The sequence below is a fragment of the Methylophaga sp. genome (assembly GCF_009711715.1).
Classification (GTDB): domain Bacteria; phylum Pseudomonadota; class Gammaproteobacteria; order Nitrosococcales; family Methylophagaceae; genus Methylophaga.
Genome location: NZ_VENF01000005.1, coordinates 66647 through 87219, shown reverse-complemented (window position 1 = coordinate 87219; position 20573 = coordinate 66647). Strand labels below are relative to the sequence as shown.

Genomic DNA, 20573 nt, shown 5'->3' with positions numbered 1-20573 from the left:
CCCATGAGCGACGACAATAATCATATTCAGGTTAATGTAGAGACGACCTATCTGGATCAGGAATCCGACCCCGATAAAGCGCGCTACCTGTTTGCCTACACCATTACCATAAAAAACCACAGTCAGGCCGCAGCGCGGCTGTTATCACGTTACTGGAAAATCACCGGTGGTGATGGTCATGAACAGGAAGTGGAGGGCGACGGCGTAGTCGGTTTGCATCCTTATCTGGCTCCGGAGCAGGAATTCACATATACCAGTGCTGCCATGCTGGATACCCCGGTGGGTATGATGCAGGGCCATTATAAAATGGTGGGTGATAATGGCGAGCAATTTGAAGTGGCGATACCAGCCTTTACGCTGGCTGTGCCCAGAACCCTCCACTAATTCAGTTCCTGCTGCGGTCCTGTCAGCCGGGCACTGCGATGACCGCTAATCAGGAACAGCTGGCGTGGCTGATTGTTGTCACAGTCAGTTTGCTGTATTCCGCCATCGACCCGGTCGCCGATCGGCTGACCTGGTTCATGGAAGTGCTGCCGGTCATGATTGCCATTCCGCTACTGCTCGCCAGCCACCGGTCTTTCCCGCTGACAGCGGTCACTATCCGCGTTATCGCTTTGTTTGCACTTATCCTGATTGTCGGCGGTCACTACACCTATGCCGACAACCCGCTGTTTGACTGGATTCAGCAGGAGTGGGATCTGGCCAGAAATCACTACGATCGCCTCGGTCATTTTGTGCAGGGTGTGGTGCCGGCCATGCTGGGACGGGAACTGTTGCTGAGAACCTCCCCGCTACAGCGCGGCAAATGGCTGTTCTTTCTACTTTGCTGTGTCAGCCTGGCAGTCAGTGCCTGCTACGAGTTTATCGAATGGTGGGTAGCTGAAATCAATCAGCAGGCGGCTGAGTCTTTTCTTGGTACCCAGGGCGATAACTGGGATACTCAGTGGGATATGTTTCTGGCCTTATCAGGCAGTATTCTGTCGCAACTGTTTCTGGCAAAAAGCCAGGATCGACAGTTGCGGTCGCTACTCAGCCGATGACAAACACTCGCCGACAGAACCTTCCGCACATTCACGACCGTCAATCCAGATAGCTTTATCCAGTCGTGCTCCCTCAAGTTCAGCACCACCCAGTTTGGCATTGCTGAGATCGGCATAGGCAAGATCGGCATTACGCAGATCGGCATAGGACAGGTCTGCTTCAGTCAGGTTACTGCCGAACAGGCTGGTATGACTCAGGTTGCTGTAGCTCAGGTTGGCCTGGTACAGATTGGCATAGGCCATATCGGTTTCAGTCAGTATGGCATTCATCAGATCCGCATGACTCAACTGACTGTTGCGGAAGCTGGCGCCACTCAGGTCTGCACCGCGCAGGGACAAATCCGGTTTAAGACAGTTATTCCAGTTAACACCGGGGGCCGGCGGAGCCGAGCAGTTGGGAAGCGGGACCGGGATTGTGGTGGGAAAAAGCGTCGCCAGAATGATCAGTGCCAGCAACAACACGAAGGTCGTTAGCAGGGGCCAGAACATTTTTTCACGGCGATGCCGGAATTGCTCCATCAGATAACGACGCAGGGCGCGTCTCGACATGGTCTCTTCCGGCTCCGGTGAACGGCGGTCACCGCGTCTTTTACGTGCTTCCCTGGGAGGTGATTTTTGCTGATGGCGTCTATCAAGCCCGGTTCTCTCATCCAGATAACGGCGGACTTTGTCCACATCCTCTCTGGCGGGGTGTAATGCCGTTTGTTTTGCCAGCGGCAGCCAGTGTTGAGCGTCTGCAGAGACTTCATCGTCCATTGACAGCCTGCCCAGCTGCAGGTGCTTGCTAATCACCGAGGCGTTGAAAGGCCCGGAAATTTCTCCCTGCCTGCGGATATAGCATTGTCCATGTGTGTCATTCATTGCCCGTTGCTCTGCGCAATCCTCTGATTGCTATACTAGCATTATGTTGAAATCTATTTTGTCTCCATGCAGATAAATCCGTCAGTCAGCCCGCAGCCGGAAGTGGTCAGAGAGGTACCAGCGCGTCTGCTTGCCGCTGTGGCAGAAGGGCAGCGGGTGGATGCTACTGTGATCGCGCGTCCGTCGGCCGACACGATCCGAGTGCAGATCGGGGACAGTCAGTTTCAGCTCCAGAGCCGTCAACCCCTGTTGCCCGGGCAAACAGTGCAACTTGAACGCGGTGTAGAGAACGGTAAACCGATTATCCGAATCATGGCGGCTACGGCAGAGCCTGTTCAGCCGACTGCCTTGCTGAGGCAGGGGCAGCAACTGGCAGTCGAAGTGATCAAATTACTGGCACAGAACCGCTTGCTGGTGTCGCCGACATTAAGCAATCAAAATCCGGCCCAGTCAGCGGATCCGGTGACGCTGCCGAGACTGCCGTCTCAGATTGAAGTGGATATCAGCCAGATCCGGCAAACGTTCCGTCCCGGCCAGCGACTGACCCTCGAAGTACTGCGTGAACAACCGCTGGCGATACAGCTTAAAGCGGGTGTGCCGACACGAGCCGAAGCGATCCAGCAGTACCAGCGTGATCTGCTGCCGCAGTTTAATCGTTCAGGACCGACGCTCAACGCGCTGAACCAACTGCCAGCCGAACTGACTATGCCGGCGCCGGTCAGGCAGAGCCTGACACAGTTGCTGCAGGGACTCAGTGAACGGCAAAACCTGCTGCAGCCGGAAGGACTGCGGCAGGCTTTGAGCAACAGCGGCCTGTTTCTGGAAAATCGGCTTAAGCACACGCTGACGCAACCGCCATTGACACAGGATCTGAAAGCCAACCTGTTACAGCTGGCACAACAACTCAGGACAGTATTGGCACAGCCGGGTCAGTCCCGAATCCTGGATGATCCGGTGCTGATGCAGAAGCTGCCCACTGAAGTGCAGACTGCGCTGCGACAGTTAACCATGACACCGCAGGAACTTAGAAATCTACCGGCACAGGTGCCACCGGCACTGGCCAGTCGAGGGCAGACGCCAATGCAGTTATTACTGAGCTTGTTGTCGGGACTGACCGGTCATAGTGTTCAGACACCACCACTAGCGTCAGGCACTACGCCACAAAATTCAAACATGACGGGTGTCCAGGCTTTTCTCCAGGCACGGGAAATGGCCGCCGCGCCGGCTCAGCAGTCGGCACTCAGAGGGGCTGAGTGGCAGGTTTTAAGAGAATTACTGCGGGAAGTCGAGTCCGCTTCGGCCCGAATACAGTTCAATCAGCTGTCGATGCTGCGCGATCCGGATACCCCCGGCAGCAGTAATGTCTGGCTGTTTGATCTGCCGATCAAGGACAAACAGCAGCTGGAAATGTTGCAAATGCGGCTGGAACAGCACGGAGCCGGACATAACAGGGAAGATGAGACTATCTGGCAGGTACAGCTGAATCTGGAAACGCAGAACCTGGGTCCGATGCAGGCCCGAATCAGCCTGCACCAGCTGGATGTACAGGTCGTTTTACTGGCGGAAAGGCAGGACAGCAGCGAACTGTTATCCCGTCATATTGATGAACTCAATCAGCGGCTGGATAAACTCGGGGTTACAGTCAGCCATCTCAGTTGCCGGCAGGCACCTATTAAGCCCCTGACTATCGAGCCGGAAGCGGTGCTGCCAAAACATTTGCTGGATATTTCAGTATGAGTGAAAGCAATGACATCATGCGGGCGATAGCCCTGCAATACGACGGTGAGAACGCGCCCATCGTGACCGCGAGTGGTGAAGGGGCGATTGCCGAGGAAATTTTGCGTATTGCCAGAGAGCATAATATTCCGCTCAGGGAGGATGCGCTGCTGGCCGAGTTATTGAGTGAACTCAATCTGGGAGAAGAAATCCCGCCCATGCTTTACCGGGTTATCGCTGAAGTTATTGCTTACGCCTACCTGGTATCCGGCAAAGTGCCTGTAAATCAAAAAGAAAATCCCGGCCACTGAGGGGTAAAGCAGCAGCAAACAACGCTTAATCTCAGGAAGAGCGTATATCAAACTTTATAAAAAGCATTATAAAAATCATATTAAGTGTTGATTTTTATATATAAAAACGATATCGTCGAAGCCATATTCATTTTGGTCTACCTGATGTAGCGACGATATTTAAATGAACACAGAAATCAAGGATCGTCTGCCACTGCGGCCAGAGGCAGACCTGACCGACAGCGAACCGGCATCTATTGCCGCTGTCGCTGATCTCCTTGATGCCAAAATCATCCTCGGCGGCAGTCGTGCTGCCGATACAGCCTTTACTCAGACCCTGCTGCAGGTCAGCGGCTTTAGCCACATTCTCACTGCTGTTGATGGCGATGCCGTGCTGCAGTGCTTAAGAGAAGGGATTTACAACGACAGCTGTGATATTGACCTGCTGATTGTTGATGATGACCTGCCCGGTTTTGATGCCGAGGCCACCCGACTGATGATGGATCAATTTGATGAGTGGCGTCTGATACCGATTATCCGTCTTTGCCGCGAATCCCAATGGGATCATGCCCAGGTGCTGACCGACCTGGGCCATGGTGTGACCTCCATGCTCTACCACCCGATGACGGCAGAATCGCTGCCGCCGGCAATCATGACGGCACTGGCAGTCAAGCGCGAGCGTGATGTCAGTTTCCAGCATCAGCTGCAGCTGGAAGATGAGCTGGCCAACCTCAAGGTCATGGAAGCACGCCTGCAATTCTCGGTGAGTCATGATGATTTGACCGGGCTGGCCAACCGGCGGCGGCTGGAGCAGTCTCTGGATCTGACCCTGACCCAGGTACGCAACTTCATGAGCACGAGCGCACTGTTCTATATCGACCTGGATAGCTTCAAAGTGCTTAACGATGCCGAAGGCCATGAAGCAGGCGATAACCTGCTGGTGCAGGTCGCCAATACTTTACGGCGTTATTTCCGGGTCAATGACACACTGGTCCGGATTGGTTCCGATGAATTCGCCGTGCTGGTGGATAACACCGATGATGTGGCGATACATAAACAGGCCGAAGGACTGAAAAACCTGTTTGATGGTTACAGTTTTGAACATCACGGTCATCACTATCATCTGTCAGCCAGTGTCGGTGTCAAAATCATTAGTCATGGTGAAATCACTACCGTCGGTGAAATCCTCTCCCATGCCAACCAGGCTTGTTACACCGCCAAAAAACGCGGTCGCAACCGCGTGCATTTCTATAACCCGGAAGATCGGGAAATGCATACCCTGCGTCACAGTGTCGAGTGGGCCCCGCGGATTCGGGCGGCACTCAAAGAAGGCCATTTTCTGCTTGAATTTCAGCCGATATTTGCGCTCGAAAGTGCCGTTGTCACTCATTATGAATGCTTGCTGAGAATGCGGGGTGAAGGCGGCGTGCTCTATTACCCCAAAGAATTTATTCCTGTCGCTGAGGCGATGGGACTGATTCACCAAATCGATTTCTGGGTGGTTGACCACGCGCTGGATCTGCTGCGGGGTATGCCTGAGGATATTGCCTTTGCTATTAACCTGTCAGGCAACGTGTTTCTCGATGAGAAGCTTTACCCGCTGGTGCAAAACAAGCTCAGGCAGACCGGTATCAATCCGGAGCGGGTGGTATTTGAAATCACCGAAACCTCCGCCATATCCAATTTCGAGTTGACCAAGCGTATGGTCACCAGCCTGCGCTCACTGGGCTGTCGTTTTGCGCTGGATGATTTTGGCGCCGGCTTTAATTCCTACAGCTATCTGAAGCATTTCCCGGTTGATATTCTGAAAATCGATGGCGGCTTTATTACCGATTTGGATAATGACCCGGTCGATCAGTTACTGGTCAAATCAATGATTGATATCGCTCACAGTCTGGGCAAAAAAACTGTGGCGGAGTTTGTAGAACGTGAGAGCACACTTGAGCTGCTAAGAGGTTATGGCGTTGATTTTGTTCAGGGCTACCTGGTCGGCAAACCCCAGCCGGGGGTTAATACCAATAGAAAATATATCTAGTGGATGCCGGCCTGGCTGGTCTTCTGGGGACCATGCAGACGGCTAATCAGGTGCGCTTCCTCATCACTCAGATTACAGTTATCAATCAACTGTTCAATAGCAGCACCTTTACGCGCCAGGCGGATGGCATGATCATAAGCCGGCTGGCTGTTGGCAGTCAGATCGATAGCATGCTGATGATCCCGGATCTTGGCCAAAGTCTGTTCGAACTTCAGGATACGGTCATCGGTGCCGGCGGCACCTTCGCACAACGCTGACAGCTGATTCTGCAAGGTGTGAATACGTTCAGATTGCAGCTTATACAGTTTCAGCAGGTGCAGAGTGGCGAGGCCAATCGCCAGAAATACAGCACTCATTACAGTTATCACAATGACTAAGGTCATTTGCGGCTCCTTACGCCGTGATGGCGTAGTTAAACATACTCATCGATATGGCCCCCTTTGTCATCATCGGGGTCTTTCTGTTTCGGTTTATCATCGGACTCTTTGTCATCATCAGACGGTTTTTTCCGTTCACGCCGCTTGTCCTCCGGCGGGGGAGCCACCGGAGGACTCGGGGGGATCGGCATGGTGGGTCTGATTTCGTCCGCCATCGGATGGCATCAGCCCACTAGAAACCGGCAATGTCCGTAATTTCTTCCTGATCCAGTAATTTGTTCACATCAACCAGGATTAGCAGATATTTGTCACGGTTACAGACGCCCTGAATAAAACGGGAACTGTCATCACTGACGTTAGGAGCAGTGTCGATGTCTGACTGGTGCAGATAGACCACTTCTGTAACACAGTCGACCAGCATGCCAATGACGTGACCGGAGACTTCGACAATAATAATGCGCGAATTTTCAGTCGGCTCCTGCGGCGCTAAACCGAAACGGGCACGGGTATCGATGACAGTGACCACATTGCCGCGCAGGTTAATAATGCCCAGCACATAAGCTGGTGCGCCGGGCACCGGTGCAATTTCGGACAGGCGTAATACTTCCTGCACCTGCATCACATTGATGCCATAGGTTTCATTTTCCAGCTGATAGGTGACCCATTGCAGTACCGGATCTTCCGCCGTATTGTCTTTTTCGCTCATTGTCCTAACCTTCTGCCTGAACTGTCAGTTTGTTGACAGTCTGTGCGTTGACTCAATCTTGTTGAATATAAAGCAGACTTCATGCCATCTCACCCTGTTCCAGCGCGGTGAGGAGGGCAGGAAGATCGATAATACTGTGCATCGAGTCGGCAATCACACCGCTGAACCAGGGACGCTGACTCGTTTCAGAACGCCAGTTAATGTGGTTATCATCAATATTGATGATCTGGCTGATGCCATCACAGGCAATGCCCATGCGGCGCCCGTTGACCAGTAGAATATAGCCGGGCTGTTCGCCATTTCGCTTTTCAGCCTGCAGCAGGTGGCGGATATCGACAACCTCGATATGCTGTTCACGATCACGGAACAGGCCCAGTTGCCAGTCACGGTGTCCCGGCAGTTGATTGAGCCCCGATGATGGCCAGTGCACGATATTGTTCAGGGCCGATACATCTAGGGCGAGTTTCATACCGCCGATCTGACAAAGCAATAGTTTATATATAGTCGTGACCGGGGCCGGGTCAGTCTGCGGGGTTGCTTTGACTTCCCTTTGTACTGACCGGGTGCCTGCCTGTGTACTTTGCGGCTCAGGTTCAGGCGCGGGTGATTCGGCTTCGGGGGCTGGTTTGTCTGCCACGGGTCTGGGGTCAGCCAGCATGTCGCGGAAATAAACCGACAAGGCTTCTTCCTGCTGGTAGATTTGCGTTTTAGCCATGAGAGCGCTGAGCCTCCGTCTGTATCAACTGATCGAGCAAACGCTGATACGCCAGGCTGCCCTCAGCCTGCGGATTCATTTCCGGTAGCGGCAGTCCCAGCTTGCTGGCTTCACGAAAAGCCGGATCCACCGGCACCACATCATCCCAGACCTGCCCCGGATACTGTTCATGCAACTGCTGCAGAATATCAGTGGCCGTCTTCGAGCGGCTGTCGTGCATGGTGGGGACAATAAAATAAGGCAAGGAACTACGCCGCGAGTGATTAATCATTGAGACGGTGTGCAGCATATGTTCAAGCCCTTTCATCGACAGAAACTCGGTCTGTACCGGAATCAGCAGCCGGTCACAGGCAGCGAGGGCATTGATCATCAATACCCCCAGCATCGGTGGGCAGTCGATAAAGACATGCTGGAAACGGTCTTTGAAAAAACTCAGGGTCTTGCGGATAACCAGTCCCTTACCCTGCTGTGCGCCCAGTTGGCGGTCCAGTGTCGCCATGGCGGTAGAGGCCGGCAGTAGAAAGATATTATCATGACGGGTCTTTTTCAGGCTTTGAAAAATGGCCCCCTTCGGGGTTTCATCCAGCTTCTGGAAAAGGGTGTAGATACTGGTTTCAATCGAATCCGGATCATAGCCCAGGTAAGTCGTCATTGAACCGTGTGGATCGAGATCGAGGATCAGGGTCGATTCACCACGCTGTGCCAGCAGGCTGGCCAGTGAAATCACCGTGGTGGTTTTAGCGACACCGCCTTTCTGATTACAGACAGCCCAGACGCTCATGGTGTGGCCTCGTCAGTATTCACACTGTTATTGCCGGTGCGTTCAGCCGGTGCAGATTGGGTTGCCGGATCATTGCTGCTGTCGGTGGCGGTGTCAGCCGGGCCGGCGGCATTAAACAGCTCGAGACTGCGGCGACTGACATCACGGCCCAGCACAACCAGCACGACGCGACGGTTTTTCTGACGACCTTCCTCAGTGCTGTTATCGGCGACCGGGCGGTGCTCACCGAAGCCGGCAGCAGACATTCTCTCGGGTTGAACACCATAGCGATCCAAAAGGTGTACCACACTGGCAGCGCGGGCAGCAGACAGTTCCCAGTTGGATGGAAACCGAGGGGTGTTAATGGGATTGTTATCAGTAAAGCCTTCCACCTGAATCGGATTGGCCGAGGTCTGCAGAATATCAGCGATTTCGCCGATGATCGGCACAGCGGCACGCTCGAGGCGGGCTTCACCGCTCTCAAACAATACCCGCGATTTGATTTCCAGTTCCAGCCAGTCGTCTCCCTGCTTGATGATCACATCTTCAGAGGCAATCAGATCCGACAGCGCGGTAGTGAACTGCTGGGACAAGTCGTTAATGGTTTTGATGTCTTCGATGCTGGCCGGCGGCGGTCGGTCGGGCACTTCCGGCAGTTCAATCTGATATTCAGGTTCCAGCGGATCACCGGGCGAAGGGGATTCCTGTCCCTCGCCGCGGCTGATTTCCCCTATCTGAATCGGATTTTCGCTGCGTACCGGTTCAGAGAACACGGCTCTCAGGGTCTCTGACAAGACCCGGTATTTACCCTCATTGACGGCGGAAATCGAGTACATGACGACAAAAAACGCAAACAGCAGCGTGATGAAGTCGGCGTAAGAAACCAACCAGCGTTCATGGTTTTCATGTTCTTCGTGTTTTTTCCGGCGCGCCATTGCTACCTCAATTCAGGTAAGCCTGCAGTCGACTTTCGATATTACGCGGATTTTCTCCATCCGCGACGCCAATCAGTCCCTCAATCAACATCATACGAAGCCTCGTGCGCTGGGCCACCACCGACTTTAATTTATTGCCGATAGGCAAAAACAACAGGTTGGCGAGGCCCACACCATAGATAGTGGCAACAAAAGCGACTGCAATCCCCGAGCCCAGTGAAGATGGATCCGCCAGGTTGCCCATCACATGAATCAGTCCCATTACTGCGCCGATAATACCAATGGTCGGTGAATAACCGCCCATGGCTTCATAGACCTTGGCGGCCTGGATATCGTCTTCTTCTTCCAGATCCAGATCGTTTTCCAGCACTTCACGGATCATTTCCGGTTCGGCACCATCAGCAATCAACTGCAGTCCTTTCTGGGTGAACAGGTCGGTTTCCTCCATCGCCATGGATTCCAGCCGCACCAGTCCTTCGCGGCGTGCAATCTGGTTCCATTCCAGAATTTTTTCCAGCAGCGTGCTTGCCGACAATTTGGGCGGTATGAATACCCAGACCGTTCGGCGCAGCGCACGCAGGAAAGTATTCATTGGTGTCTGCAGCATGACTGCGCCCAGGGTACCGCCGAATACAATCAGCATCGCTACGGCATTCAGAATCGTATCAAGATGACCGCCTTCCAGATGCTGGCCAACCAGAATGGCACCAAAGCCGATGATAAGACCGAGGATGCTGAGGATATCCATCAGTGCAGCTCCGCCAGTTGCCGGCCGATATCATTGAGGTCGAGAATTTTATCGGCAAGCCCGGCTTTGGCCACCGCCATCGGCATACCGTAAATCGTGCTGCTCAGTTGATCCTGGGCCCAGATTGTGCCCCCCAGTTTTTTGATGGCCTGGCAACCGTCACGACCATCACTGCCCATGCCAGTCAGGATAATCGCCAGTGTCTCCTGGGCACAGACTTGGGCTATCGAGCTGAAAGTCAAATCGACACAGGGTTTGTAGGTCTGGCCCGGGTCGCCATCTTCTACATGCAGATACAATCTGCCGGGGCGGCCCTTTATCAGCATCTGCTGACCACCGGGAGCCAGATAGGCTGTGCCTGGATGCAGTGCTTCGCCATGTTCAGCCTGTTTGACATGAATCTGGCATTGATTGTCGAGGCGTTCAGCAAAAGACGGGGTAAAGCTCGCCGGCATATGCTGCACCATGACAATCGGGCTGGGAAAGGAAGCCGGTAATTGCGTCAGCACTTTCTGCAGGGCCACGGGGCCACCGGTTGATGTGCCTATGGCCACCAGTCCCGGTAACTCGATCTGTTTCGCCTCGCGGCTGCGGGGGGTCGTCGGCGTGGCTGCGGGCTGCAGGGTCTTTTCCAGACTGGCATGAAAGCCACTGGCCAGATGGTAAATACGCTGACACAGTTTTTTCTGTGCTTCACTGTGATCCGACGACAGATCCTCGAAGCGCTTGGGCAGAAAATCAGTGGCACCGGCCTCAAGCGCATCCAACGTTGATTTAGCGCCTTCGGTGGTCCAGGTCGACAGCATCAGTATCGGTGTCTGGCGCAGTGCCTTGATTTTACGTACGGCGCTGATGCCGTCCATGATCGGCATTTCCAGGTCCATGGTAACGACATCAGGTCGCAGGTTCTGTACCTGGTCGATCGCTTCCTGACCATTACTGGCGGTGCCCACAACCTGTAATCGGGGATCGGCATCAATAATTTCGGTCAGACGCTTTCGGAAGAAACTGGAATCGTCGACAATCAGGACCTTAACCGTCACAGCTGCTCCTAATATCCGCGGTTGGCGTAGGCTTTCATCAACTCGGGGAAGTCGAGGATCAGCGCAATGCGGCCGTCACCGGTAATGGTGGCGCCGGCCAAGCCCTTGGTGCCGTGAAGCAGGGCGCCGAGCGGTTTGATCACGACTTCTTCCTGTCCCAGTAGTTGATCCACAACAAAACCAACACGCTGGGTGCCGACATTGACGATGACAACGTGTTCGATATCAGAATCAGATTCTTCAGTCGGGTTGTAATGTTTGACCAGCCACTTACGCAGATAGAACAGGGGCAGTGCCTTGTTTCTGACCATAATGGTTTCCTGGCCGTCGACAACATTGGTTTTCGACAGGTCCAGATGGAAAATCTCGTTGACGCTGACCAGCGGGAAGGCAAAAATCTGGTCACCCAGCATGACCATCAGGGTCGGCATGATGGCCAGGGTCAGCGGCACTTTAATCGACAGTGTGGTGCCGACACCGATTTCCGATTTGATATCGATGACGCCATTCAGTTTGGATATGCTGGTTTTGACAACATCCATCCCTACACCACGACCGGAAATATCGGAGATTTCCTGTTTCATCGAAAAACCGGGCGAAAAAATCAGCGAGAAGCACTCGGATTCCGTCAGCCTGGCGGCGGTATCTTCATCCATCATGCCTTTTTCCACGGCCTTGCGACGCAGCACTTCCGGATTCATACCGGCACCGTCGTCAGCAATGGTCAGCAGAATATGGTCGCCTTCCTGAGCTGCAGCGAGGACAATATTACCCTGGCGGGGTTTACCCGCAGCTTCACGCTCATCCGGCATTTCGATACCGTGATCGACGGCATTTCTGACCAGATGCACCAAGGGATCGGCCAGCGCTTCAACCAGATTTTTATCCAGATCGGTTTCTTCACCGCGCAGTTCCAGGTTAATGTCTTTTTTCAGGCTGCGGGCCAGATCTCGTACCACACGCGGGAAACGGCCGAAGACTTTCTTGATTGGCTGCATCCGGGTTTTCATGACCGCGGTCTGCAGGTCGCCGGTCACCACGGTCAGATTGTTGACCGCCTTGGCCATTTCCTCGTTTTCAAACGCGGCTTCCAGGGTACTGATGCGGTTACGCACCAGCACCAGTTCGCCGACCATATTCATAATATCGTCGAGGCGGCTGGTATCAACACGGACACTGGTATCGGCCTGCTTCGCCGGTGCTGCGGTCTTAGCAGCAGGCTCCGGTTTTGGCTCTGCTTTAGCTTCGGGCTTGGTGGTATCCGCCTGGCTTGCCTGACTGTTGGGGACAGCAGCGGGCTGCTGCGGCGCAGGATCAGCTTTGGCTGGTTCCGGCCGGGGGGCTGAAGCCGCTTGTTGTGCTGCCGCTTTGTTTGCGGCCGGCTTCTGGCTTTTGCCCTGCAGTTGATCCAGCAGTGCTTCAAATTCTTCTTCAGTGATATCGTCGCTGTCACTGCTGCCGGATTCAGGTGCCGCAGGCACGGGTTGCTCGGGCTGTTCCGGCTCTGTTTTGCTGCCAGGCGGGGCGTTACCGTGCAGCTGATCGAGCAGGGCCTCGAACTCATCATCGGTGATTTCATCATCGGCGGCTGCATTGGAGGCAGTCGCATCAGCAGCAGGCGCTGCTTCAGGCTCAGGTTCCGGTGCTGGCTCCGGTGTAGCCTGCTGCGGTGGCGTGTAGGCCTCACTGCTGTTGTCGAGATAGGCCGCCAGTTGCGACAGGATTGCCGGGTCGGCAGCGGTCGGATACTGACCGGATTTCAACTCGTCGAACATGGTGTTGAGAATGTCGAGCACCTTCAGGAAGGTGTCCATCATATCAGCGTCGACATAACGTTCGCCCTGACGCAGCAGGTTAAACACATCCTCGCCTTTGTGACACAGGTTGACCATGGCTTCCAGGCTGAGGAAGCCGGCGCCACCCTTGATGGTATGGAAGCCGCGGAAAATCGAATTGAGCAGATCTTTGTCCTGCGGACTGTTTTCCAGCTCGACCAGTTGCTCGTTCAGGCCTTCCAGTATTTCTTCGGCTTCGACCAGGAAGTCCTGCAGAATTTCATCATCGGTATCCAGCGTCATGCATCAGTTCCTCAGAAGCCGAGGCTAGATAACAAGTCATCCACATCGTCCTGGTCATTGACCACGTTGGGGTTGTCCTGCGCGTTTATCTGCGGGCCTTCGGCTTTAATAGGGTCAGTCTCTTTTTTCGGTTTTTTTTCCTGCTGGTGCTTGCCGGCCACTTTGACCAGTTGCACCAGATTGTCTTCCACTTCTTCAACCAGATTGATGACCTGGCGGATCACCTGTCCGGTCAAATCCTGGAAGCCCTGAGCCAGCATCATTTCCGACAGGTTGGCGTGAACCTGGTCGGCATGGCCTTTGACAGTGGGCAGATAGGCTTCAATTTCCTTCACCAGTTGCCGGAATTCTTCTGCCGTCATTTCCTTTTTACGGAAACGTTGCCAGCTTTCATCTATCTTTTCGGCAGTTTGGCGGAGTTCTTGAGCCAAAGGCAGTGTTTCATCAATGTAACCCAGCGTCTTATGGGCGGCTTCTTCGGTGGTTGTGATGACATAATTAAGCCGGTCGCGGGTATTGGGGATATCATTTTCGGTTAAGTCGATAAGCCGCGAGTCGACATTGAAATTGCTCAATGCTTCGTGCAGTTCGCGGGTTAGCTTGCCTACTTCCTGAAACAGCTGACTTTCATGTGACTGGGTAAGGAGGGCCAGTTGTTTATTGACGCCGGATTCATCGTTGTTTTCCAGCGCCGTAACCAGGGCGCGGGCAGCATCGAGCTGAGTATCTTGGTTGGGGGAAGCCATGAGCGGGAAAGCTCCTTATTGTGCGTTGATCCGTTCGAAAATCTTTTCGATTTTCTCCTTCAGGGTGGCAGCAGTGAATGGTTTAACGATGTAACCATTAACACCGGCCTGGGCGGCTTCGATGATTTGTTCGCGTTTGGTTTCGGCGGTCACCATCAGTACCGGCAGAGTGGACAGTTTTTCATCGGCACGAACGGCCTTGAGCAGGTCGATACCCTGCATGCCCGGCATATTCCAGTCAGTGATCAGGAAATCAATGCCGCCTGCCTGCAGGATGGGGAGGGCTGTCGTACCATCGTCGGCTTCCTGCGTGTTGTTAAAGCCGAGATCACGCAGCAGGTTTTTTATAATCCGTCGCATTGTGGAAAAGTCATCCACAATCAGGATTTTCATATTTTTATCCAAAACTAACCTCCAAAAATTACATAATCCAGTCACGAAGTTTGGATCGGAGCCGGAGCACAGTCTGACTGTGGATCTGACTCACCCGGGATTCACTGACCCCCAGGACTTCTCCGATCTCCTTCAAATTCAGCTCGTCATTATAATACAGGCTCATCAGCAGTCGTTCCCGTTCAGGCAAGCCGTCGATAGCCCGGACCAGAGCGTCCTGAAAATCATCATCCTGCACTTCGGCATCGGGAGAGGCCGGTGCTGCCGTTAATGGATGCGCCTGGGTCTCATCGTTATCAGTGAACTCGTCAAGACTGAACAACTGGTGTCCAGTGGAATCCTGGAGGTGCTGATGATAATCGTTGAGACTCAGTCCCAATGCAGAAGCGACTTCTGCATCAGTGGCATTGCGGCCTTTGTGCTGTTCAATCTGGCGCATTTTTTCGGAAATTTCGCGGGCTTTTTTATGAACTGAGCGGGGGGCCCAGTCATTACGACGAATTTCATCGAGCATCGCGCCGCGGATACGAATACCGGCATAGGTCTCGAAGCTGGCTCCCTGCGAAGCGTCAAACTGATGCGAGGCGTCAAGCAGACCGATCATGCCAGCCTGGATCAGGTCTTCGACATCGACTGAAGGCGGCAGACGGGCGATCAGATGGTAGGCGATACGCTTGACCAGTGCCGCATGGTGTTCGACCAGTTCTGATTTTGATTGTCCTGATGCGTACATGGCAGCTCCGCTGTTCATGCCATTTCCATACTTGCCTGAATGAGTCGCTCTACGAAAAACTCCATGTGACCGCGTGGTTGTTTCTGCACCGGCCAGTATTCAATTTTCTTGGCCAGATGCGTGAACGCCGTGGCTGATTTGCTGCGCGGATAGGCATCGACCACGCTACGCTGTTTTTTGACGGCGCTGCGCAGATCGTCATCAAAGGGGACAATACCCATGAAGTCCAGCGTCACATCAAGAAAACGCTCACAAACCAGCGCAATCTTATCGAACAGTTCACGGCCTTCCTGCACATTGCGGCTCATATTGGCAATGATATGGAAGCGTTCGACACCATGCTCGCGGCTCAGGAGCTTGATCAGCGCATAAGCATCAGTGATTGAGGCAGGCTCATCACAGACCACCACGATGACTTCCTGTGCCGCCTTGCTGAAACTGACGACGCTATCGGCAATCCCCGCGGCACTGTCAATCAGCAGCACATCGATATGCTGATCCATTTCGCTGAAGGCCTGGATCATGCCGGCATGTTCAGCCGTGCTGAGTTCAGCCATTTTCTGGACACCGGAGGCAGCCGGAATGATTTTCAGGCCGGCAGGGCCTTCCACGATAATGTCTCTGAGACTTTTACTGCCGTCGAGCACATGCAGGAGGTTGTACTGCGGATGCAGTCCCAGCATGACGTCAATATTGGCCAGACCCAGATCGGCGTCAAGCAGGACCACTTCCTTGCCCTGAGACGCCATCGCAACACCGAGATTAACGGTCACGTTGGTCTTACCGACACCGCCTTTACCGCTGGCAATGGCAATGACCTTGACCGGACGCGGCGGATTAAGCTGGCGACGCAGGCCGGCGGCCTGATCCTGGGAATTTTCAGCCATAGGCGGCAAAACCTCCGTAACTGGACAGGGTCTGCGGGTCCAGTTGTTGTTCATCATTCATCAGTTCACTGGCTTGGTTGACCAGGGTGTTGGGTCGAGCCAGACTCAAGTCTTCCGGCACCTGCTGACCGTTGGCAACAAAAGCCAGCGGCATCTGATGGCGAATCATCGCCGAGATAGCGCCGCCCAGGCTGCTGGCTTCATCGGTTTTGGTCAATATACAGCCACTCAGGTCCAGGTGCGAAAAGGCCTTAATAATATCATCCATGCCGCTGCTCTGGGTGTTGGCAGACAGCGTCAGCAGGGTTTTTACTCTGGGTGACTGCTGTTTGAGCAGGGCGAATTTCTCGGTGAGTTGCATATCCCGCTGATTCATTCCCGCAGTATCTATCAGGATAAAGCGTCGATCAAGCAGGTCGGCCAGTGTTTCCGAGAGCTCAGCATGGCTGCGGGCAACGCGGATAGGCACACCCAGAATGCGGGCGTAACTGCGCAGCTGTTCCTGGCCGCCAATGCGGTAGCAGTCTGTAGTGACCAGCGCTACCTGGCGGGCACCGTGTTTAAGCGCACAACGTGCGGCCAGCTTGGCAATCGTCGTGGTTTTACCGACGCCGGTGGGCCCAACCAGCGCATAGATGCCGCCTTGTGACAGAAAGTCGTCATCCGATAGCCGGAGTTGGCTGGCCAGTCGTCCCATTGAGTGACGCCAGGCTGTTTCCAGATCATCAAGGCCGGCCATCTGTGCGGTAATGGTTTTGGCGATTTCAACATCGACGCCCATCCGCAGAAAGCGTTTCAGCAGCTGCATCTGGGTCGGGCTCTGCCGTTCCATATCTTTCCAGGTCAGATCCGACAGCTGGTTCTGCAACATGTCACGCAGGCTGGCGATTTCCCGGCGCATCTGTACCAGGGTCGGCTCCTGCGACCAGATATTTTCTTTCGGTGCGGGCCGGGGCGTGTCGTAGCGTGGTTCACTGGACGGGTTGATTTCTACTTTGGGTTGTTGACGAGGTTCATCAACGACCGCTTGCGTCTGACGTCGAAACTGATTTTCGTCGTAGTCGGTCGCGGCAACGATTTCAATACCGCCGTCGACCCGGGTATTAGACAGGATCACGGCGTCAGGTCCCAATACTTCACGTACCTCGCGGATTGCCTGACGTACGTCAGCAGCCTGGAAACGTTTGATTTTCATAAATCACAACCTCAATCTGTCAGATTCAGCGGCCGATATTGGCCACAATCCTGATTTGTTTGTCGTCCGGTATTTCGTTGTAGGACAACACGTTCAGGCCCGGAATCGAATGGCGGATGAAGCGTGAAATCCAGCTTCTCAGCCCTGCCTGTACTACCAGGATGGCTGCATCGCCGGTCATTTCCTGCCTTTGCGTCACTTCCTGCAGATTCTTATGCATGTTCTCCGCCAGACCAGGTTCCAGACTTGCGCCACCCTCACCGGATGCCTGCAGAGTCTTCAGCAAAATCTGTTCCAGTTCTGGATCAAGGGTGATGATGGGCAGCTCATTGGCCGTGCCATTGATATGCTGAATGATTGAATGACTAAGTGCCATCCGGGTTGCCGCGGTGATGGCTTCCGGATCCGGATTACGCGCCGCCTGTTCCGAAATCGCTTCAGTGATGGTACGGATATCACGTACCGGAATATTCTCTTCCAGCAGATTTTGCAGGACTTTCTGTACGGTGCCCAGCGGCACGGTATCCGGTACCAGGCCTTCGACCAGCTTGGGCGCGGTTTTGGCGAGGTTATCCAGCAGGTGCTGTACTTCCTCACGACCCATCAGGTCATGGGCATGATTATTCAGAATCTTGCTCAGGTGTGTGGCGATGACCGTGTCGACATCCACCACGGTATAACCCTGTGCCTGGGCATGTTCACGTTGGCTGGTTTCGATCCAGACTGCGTCCAGGCCAAAGGCTGGATCCTGTGTTTTGATGCCGTCAAGGGCGCCAAAAACCTGACCTGGATTAATCGCCAGCATTCGCTCCGGATAGACTTCGGCTTCACCGAAAGTGACGCCGAACAGAGTGATTTGATAGGCGGTCGGGGCCAGATCCAGGTTATCGCGGATATGCACCGGCGGAATTAAAAAGCCCATTTCCTGGGAGATTTTTTTACGTATCCCTTTGATACGGTTCATTAACTGACCACCCTGGTTTTTATCGACCAGTGGAATCAGGCGGTAGCCGACTTCCAGCCCAATTGGATCCACCGGACTCAAGTCATCCCAGCTCAGTTCACGTTGTTCGCGCGGCGTATCCTGCTGCGGCTGCTGGGCAACCAGCTCCGCTGCGGTGGCAGCTTTTTGACGTTGGTGAATATACCAGGCGGTGGCACCGCCAATCGCTGCCAGAATCAGGAATGGAATGTTGGGCATGCCGGGTATAAGCCCCATGCCACCGATAATCGCCGAAGTAATCGCCAGGGTTTTAGGATTGCTGGTGAGCTGACCGATAATCTGTTCGCCCATATCCTGTTCCTTGGTGGAACGGGTGATCAGAAGGCCGGCGGCAGAGGCCAGCAGCAATGACGGAATCTGAGCGACCAGACCGTCACCGATAGTCAGCAGGGTGTAATACTGCGCTGCCTGAGCGAAAGTCAGATCATGCTGGGCGACACCGATAATAAACCCGCCGATGATGTTGATAAACAGAATCAGAATACCGGCGATGGCGTCACCGCGGACAAATTTACTGGCACCGTCCATCGAACCGTAAAAGTCCGATTCCTGCATGATTTCTTCACGACGGCGGCGGGCTTCGTCCTGATCAATCAGACCGGCATTCAGATCGGCATCAATCGCCATCTGTTTACCGGGCATCGAGTCCAGAGTGAAGCGGGCACTGACTTCGGCGATTCGGGTTGCGCCCTTGGTGACCACCACAAAGTTGATAATCACCAGGATGGCAAACACGACGAAACCGACAGCATAGTTACCACCGATAACAAATTCGCCGAAGGCCTCAATCACATTACCGGCCGCGGCGGTGCCGGTATGACCTTCCAGCAGAATGATGCGTGTTGAAGCCACATTCAGGGCCAGCCTGAGCAGGGTGGCAATCAGCAGAATACTGGGGAATGCGGCAAAATGCAGCGGTTTGAGCATGTAGATGCTGGCCAGCACAATCACCAGTGACAGGGCGATATTGAAAGTGAACAGCATATCCAGCATAAAAGCCGGCAACGGCAGAATCACCATGGCCAGCAGGGCCACTAATATCATCGGCGTAGCTAAATGTCCGTTCACCACTGAGCGAAAACGGGCAGCCAGTACGTTGTTTTCCATCCAAATTCCTTTAGTGCAGTCGCTCGGGATGCATCATTGGCGCCGGCCATAACCGGCGTCATTTTAGTTATGCATCACGTCTTAAATCATCTGGTATCGGCAGGTCTTCTGTGTTGAGATGCGGTTTGTTGCCACCTTGTTTACGGTAGCGACGCAACTGGAAGACAAACGCCAATACCTGGGCTACTGCAATATATAGACCAGATGGAATTTCATCGCCGATTTCAGTGGAATAATAGACGGCCCGGGTCAGAGGCGGCGCAGACAGAATCGGTACTTCGTTATGCTCGGCAACCATTCGGATTTGCTGGGAAATCAGGTCAGCGCCTTTAGCGACCACGACCGGTGCCCCGGTTTTGGTCTGGTCATATTTGAGGGCAACGGCATAGTGCGTCGGGTTAGTAATAACGACATCCGCAGACGGGATATCCTGCATCATACGCTGTTGTGACATTTGCACCTGCAGTCGGCGGATGCGGCCCTTAACCTCTGGATTACCTTCGGAGTCCTTCATTTCGTCTTTGACTTCCTGCTTGGTCATCCGCAGTTGACGGTTGTGATTCCATAGCTGGAAAGGCACATCAATCAGTGCAATCAGAATCAGGCTGGCGGTGATAGCCAGGAACACCCACAGCGTCAGATAACCCAGATCAGCCATCGCCACCTCGACTTCCTGGCGGCCGAGTGTCAATAATTGGTCACGGATACCCCATAAAATTGCCGTAGATATGACACCTACCAGAATAAACTTACCCAATGCTTTGGCGAGTTCAATCAGACCCTGTGGTCCGAAAATCCGCTTCAGCCCTTTGATTGGGCTCATGCGCTCACCCTTGGGCGCCATAGCCTGACCAGAGAAGTTCCAACCGCCAATCAATGCTGGCGCGGCCAGGGCCGCAACCAGGGTGACCGCCAGGAAAATACCGACATCAAAAGCCATAATTTCGATGCTCTGAATAAAGGTGTTAACCATGGCATCGGTGTCGAACAGCTGCTTGCGGGTCAGACTGAAAGACAGCGCCATTACTTCACCCAGATCGGCGACGATATTCTCACCAACAAAAAACAGGGTTACGGCACTGAGGATCATGACCAGAACGGTGGTCAGTTCTCGTGATCGGGGAACCTGGCCTTTTTCACGCGCCTCTTCCAGGCGCTTGCCCGTGGGCTCTTCTGTTTTTTCCTGTCCGCTCTCTTCTGCCATC

General features: G+C 53.9%; 22 protein-coding genes. 5 read left to right on the top strand and 17 right to left on the bottom strand.

Features of this window, described 5'->3' with window-relative positions; all coding sequences use genetic code 11:
• Positions 1-3 precede the first annotated feature (3 nt).
• Positions 4-384, top strand: coding sequence for a Co2+/Mg2+ efflux protein ApaG (apaG, locus tag FH755_RS04680; protein ID WP_292439127.1), 381 nt, complete (start codon positions 4-6; stop codon positions 382-384).
• Positions 385-422: 38 nt separating this feature from the next.
• Positions 423-1040: a DUF2238 domain-containing protein gene (locus FH755_RS04675; protein WP_292439125.1), complete on the top strand. Its 618-nt coding sequence runs from the start codon at positions 423-425 to the stop codon at positions 1038-1040.
• Here the strand turns inward: FH755_RS04675 and FH755_RS04670 are convergent.
• A complete protein-coding gene (locus tag FH755_RS04670) occupies positions 1026-1901 on the bottom strand; it encodes a pentapeptide repeat-containing protein (protein ID WP_292439123.1) in 876 nt (291 codons plus the stop codon). The genes FH755_RS04675 and FH755_RS04670 overlap by 15 nt on opposite strands.
• A gap of 66 nt (positions 1902-1967) precedes the next feature.
• On the opposite strand from FH755_RS04670, the gene FH755_RS04665 reads away from it, so the two are divergent.
• The 3 genes from FH755_RS04665 to FH755_RS04655 all read left to right on the top strand — a co-directional run bounded on the left by FH755_RS04665 (position 1968) and on the right by FH755_RS04655 (position 5942).
• A complete protein-coding gene (locus FH755_RS04665) occupies positions 1968-3638 on the top strand; it encodes a flagellar hook-length control protein FliK (protein WP_292439121.1) in 1671 nt (556 codons plus the stop codon).
• The gene (locus tag FH755_RS04660) at positions 3635-3928 is read left to right on the top strand and encodes an EscU/YscU/HrcU family type III secretion system export apparatus switch protein (protein WP_292439120.1); all 294 of its coding nucleotides are present in this window, start codon (positions 3635-3637) and stop codon (positions 3926-3928) included. The genes FH755_RS04665 and FH755_RS04660 overlap by 4 nt, the downstream gene beginning before the upstream one ends.
• Positions 3929-4091: 163 nt before the next feature.
• Entirely contained in the window at positions 4092-5942 is a 1851-nt protein-coding gene (locus FH755_RS04655) for an EAL domain-containing protein (protein WP_292439119.1), read from the top strand.
• Here the strand turns inward: FH755_RS04655 and FH755_RS04650 are convergent.
• From FH755_RS04650 to flhB, 16 genes are all read right to left on the bottom strand, one after another.
• Positions 5939-6325 (bottom strand): DUF2802 domain-containing protein, encoded by a 387-nt coding sequence (locus tag FH755_RS04650; RefSeq protein ID WP_292439117.1) that lies wholly within the window; start codon positions 6323-6325, stop codon positions 5939-5941. The two genes, FH755_RS04655 and FH755_RS04650, sit on opposite strands and share 4 nt — an antisense overlap.
• Positions 6326-6354: 29 nt before the next feature.
• Positions 6355-6534 (bottom strand): hypothetical protein, encoded by a 180-nt coding sequence (locus FH755_RS04645; RefSeq protein ID WP_292439116.1) that lies wholly within the window; start codon positions 6532-6534, stop codon positions 6355-6357.
• Between the two features lie 17 nt (positions 6535-6551).
• Positions 6552-7025, bottom strand: a complete 474-nt coding sequence (locus tag FH755_RS04640) for a chemotaxis protein CheW (protein WP_292439115.1) — start codon at positions 7023-7025, stop codon at positions 6552-6554.
• A 79-nt stretch (positions 7026-7104) separates the two neighbouring features.
• Positions 7105-7740, bottom strand: coding sequence for a chemotaxis protein CheW (locus tag FH755_RS04635; RefSeq protein WP_292439114.1), 636 nt, complete (start codon positions 7738-7740; stop codon positions 7105-7107).
• The gene (locus FH755_RS04630; protein ID WP_292439112.1) at positions 7733-8521 is read right to left on the bottom strand and encodes a ParA family protein; all 789 of its coding nucleotides are present in this window, start codon (positions 8519-8521) and stop codon (positions 7733-7735) included. Before FH755_RS04630 ends, FH755_RS04635 begins: the two co-directional genes overlap by 8 nt.
• On the bottom strand, positions 8518-9435 hold the full coding sequence (gene motD, locus FH755_RS04625; RefSeq protein ID WP_292439111.1) for a flagellar motor protein MotD: 918 nt from the start codon (positions 9433-9435) through the stop codon (positions 8518-8520). The genes FH755_RS04630 and motD overlap by 4 nt, the downstream gene beginning before the upstream one ends.
• A gap of 7 nt (positions 9436-9442) precedes the next feature.
• Positions 9443-10183, bottom strand: coding sequence for a flagellar motor protein (locus tag FH755_RS04620; RefSeq protein WP_292439109.1), 741 nt, complete (start codon positions 10181-10183; stop codon positions 9443-9445).
• Positions 10183-11226 carry a chemotaxis response regulator protein-glutamate methylesterase gene (locus FH755_RS04615; RefSeq protein WP_292439107.1) on the bottom strand — a complete coding sequence of 348 codons (1044 nt, stop codon included), beginning with the start codon at positions 11224-11226 and terminating at the stop codon, positions 10183-10185. Before FH755_RS04615 ends, FH755_RS04620 begins: the two co-directional genes overlap by 1 nt.
• Positions 11227-11234: 8 nt before the next feature.
• Positions 11235-13304 carry a chemotaxis protein CheA gene (locus FH755_RS04610; RefSeq protein WP_292439105.1) on the bottom strand — a complete coding sequence of 690 codons (2070 nt, stop codon included), beginning with the start codon at positions 13302-13304 and terminating at the stop codon, positions 11235-11237.
• Between the two features lie 11 nt (positions 13305-13315).
• Complete coding sequence (locus FH755_RS04605; RefSeq protein WP_292439103.1) at positions 13316-14050, bottom strand: protein phosphatase CheZ; 735 nt, start codon at positions 14048-14050, stop codon at positions 13316-13318.
• Positions 14051-14065: 15 nt separating this feature from the next.
• Positions 14066-14455, bottom strand: coding sequence for a chemotaxis response regulator CheY (cheY, locus tag FH755_RS04600; protein WP_266236841.1), 390 nt, complete (start codon positions 14453-14455; stop codon positions 14066-14068).
• 16 nt (positions 14456-14471) lie between these two features.
• Positions 14472-15194, bottom strand: coding sequence for an RNA polymerase sigma factor FliA (locus FH755_RS04595; protein WP_292439099.1), 723 nt, complete (start codon positions 15192-15194; stop codon positions 14472-14474).
• On the bottom strand, positions 15191-16063 hold the full coding sequence (locus tag FH755_RS04590) for a MinD/ParA family protein (RefSeq protein WP_292439097.1): 873 nt from the start codon (positions 16061-16063) through the stop codon (positions 15191-15193). The genes FH755_RS04595 and FH755_RS04590 overlap by 4 nt, the downstream gene beginning before the upstream one ends.
• Complete coding sequence (gene flhF, locus FH755_RS04585) at positions 16056-17258, bottom strand: flagellar biosynthesis protein FlhF (protein ID WP_292439096.1); 1203 nt, start codon at positions 17256-17258, stop codon at positions 16056-16058. Before flhF ends, FH755_RS04590 begins: the two co-directional genes overlap by 8 nt.
• A 25-nt stretch (positions 17259-17283) precedes the next feature.
• Positions 17284-19368, bottom strand: coding sequence for a flagellar biosynthesis protein FlhA (flhA, locus tag FH755_RS04580; protein ID WP_292439094.1), 2085 nt, complete (start codon positions 19366-19368; stop codon positions 17284-17286).
• A 67-nt stretch (positions 19369-19435) separates the two neighbouring features.
• Entirely contained in the window at positions 19436-20572 is a 1137-nt protein-coding gene (flhB, locus tag FH755_RS04575) for a flagellar biosynthesis protein FlhB (RefSeq protein ID WP_292439091.1), read from the bottom strand.
• Between the last annotated feature and the right edge of the window lies 1 nt (position 20573).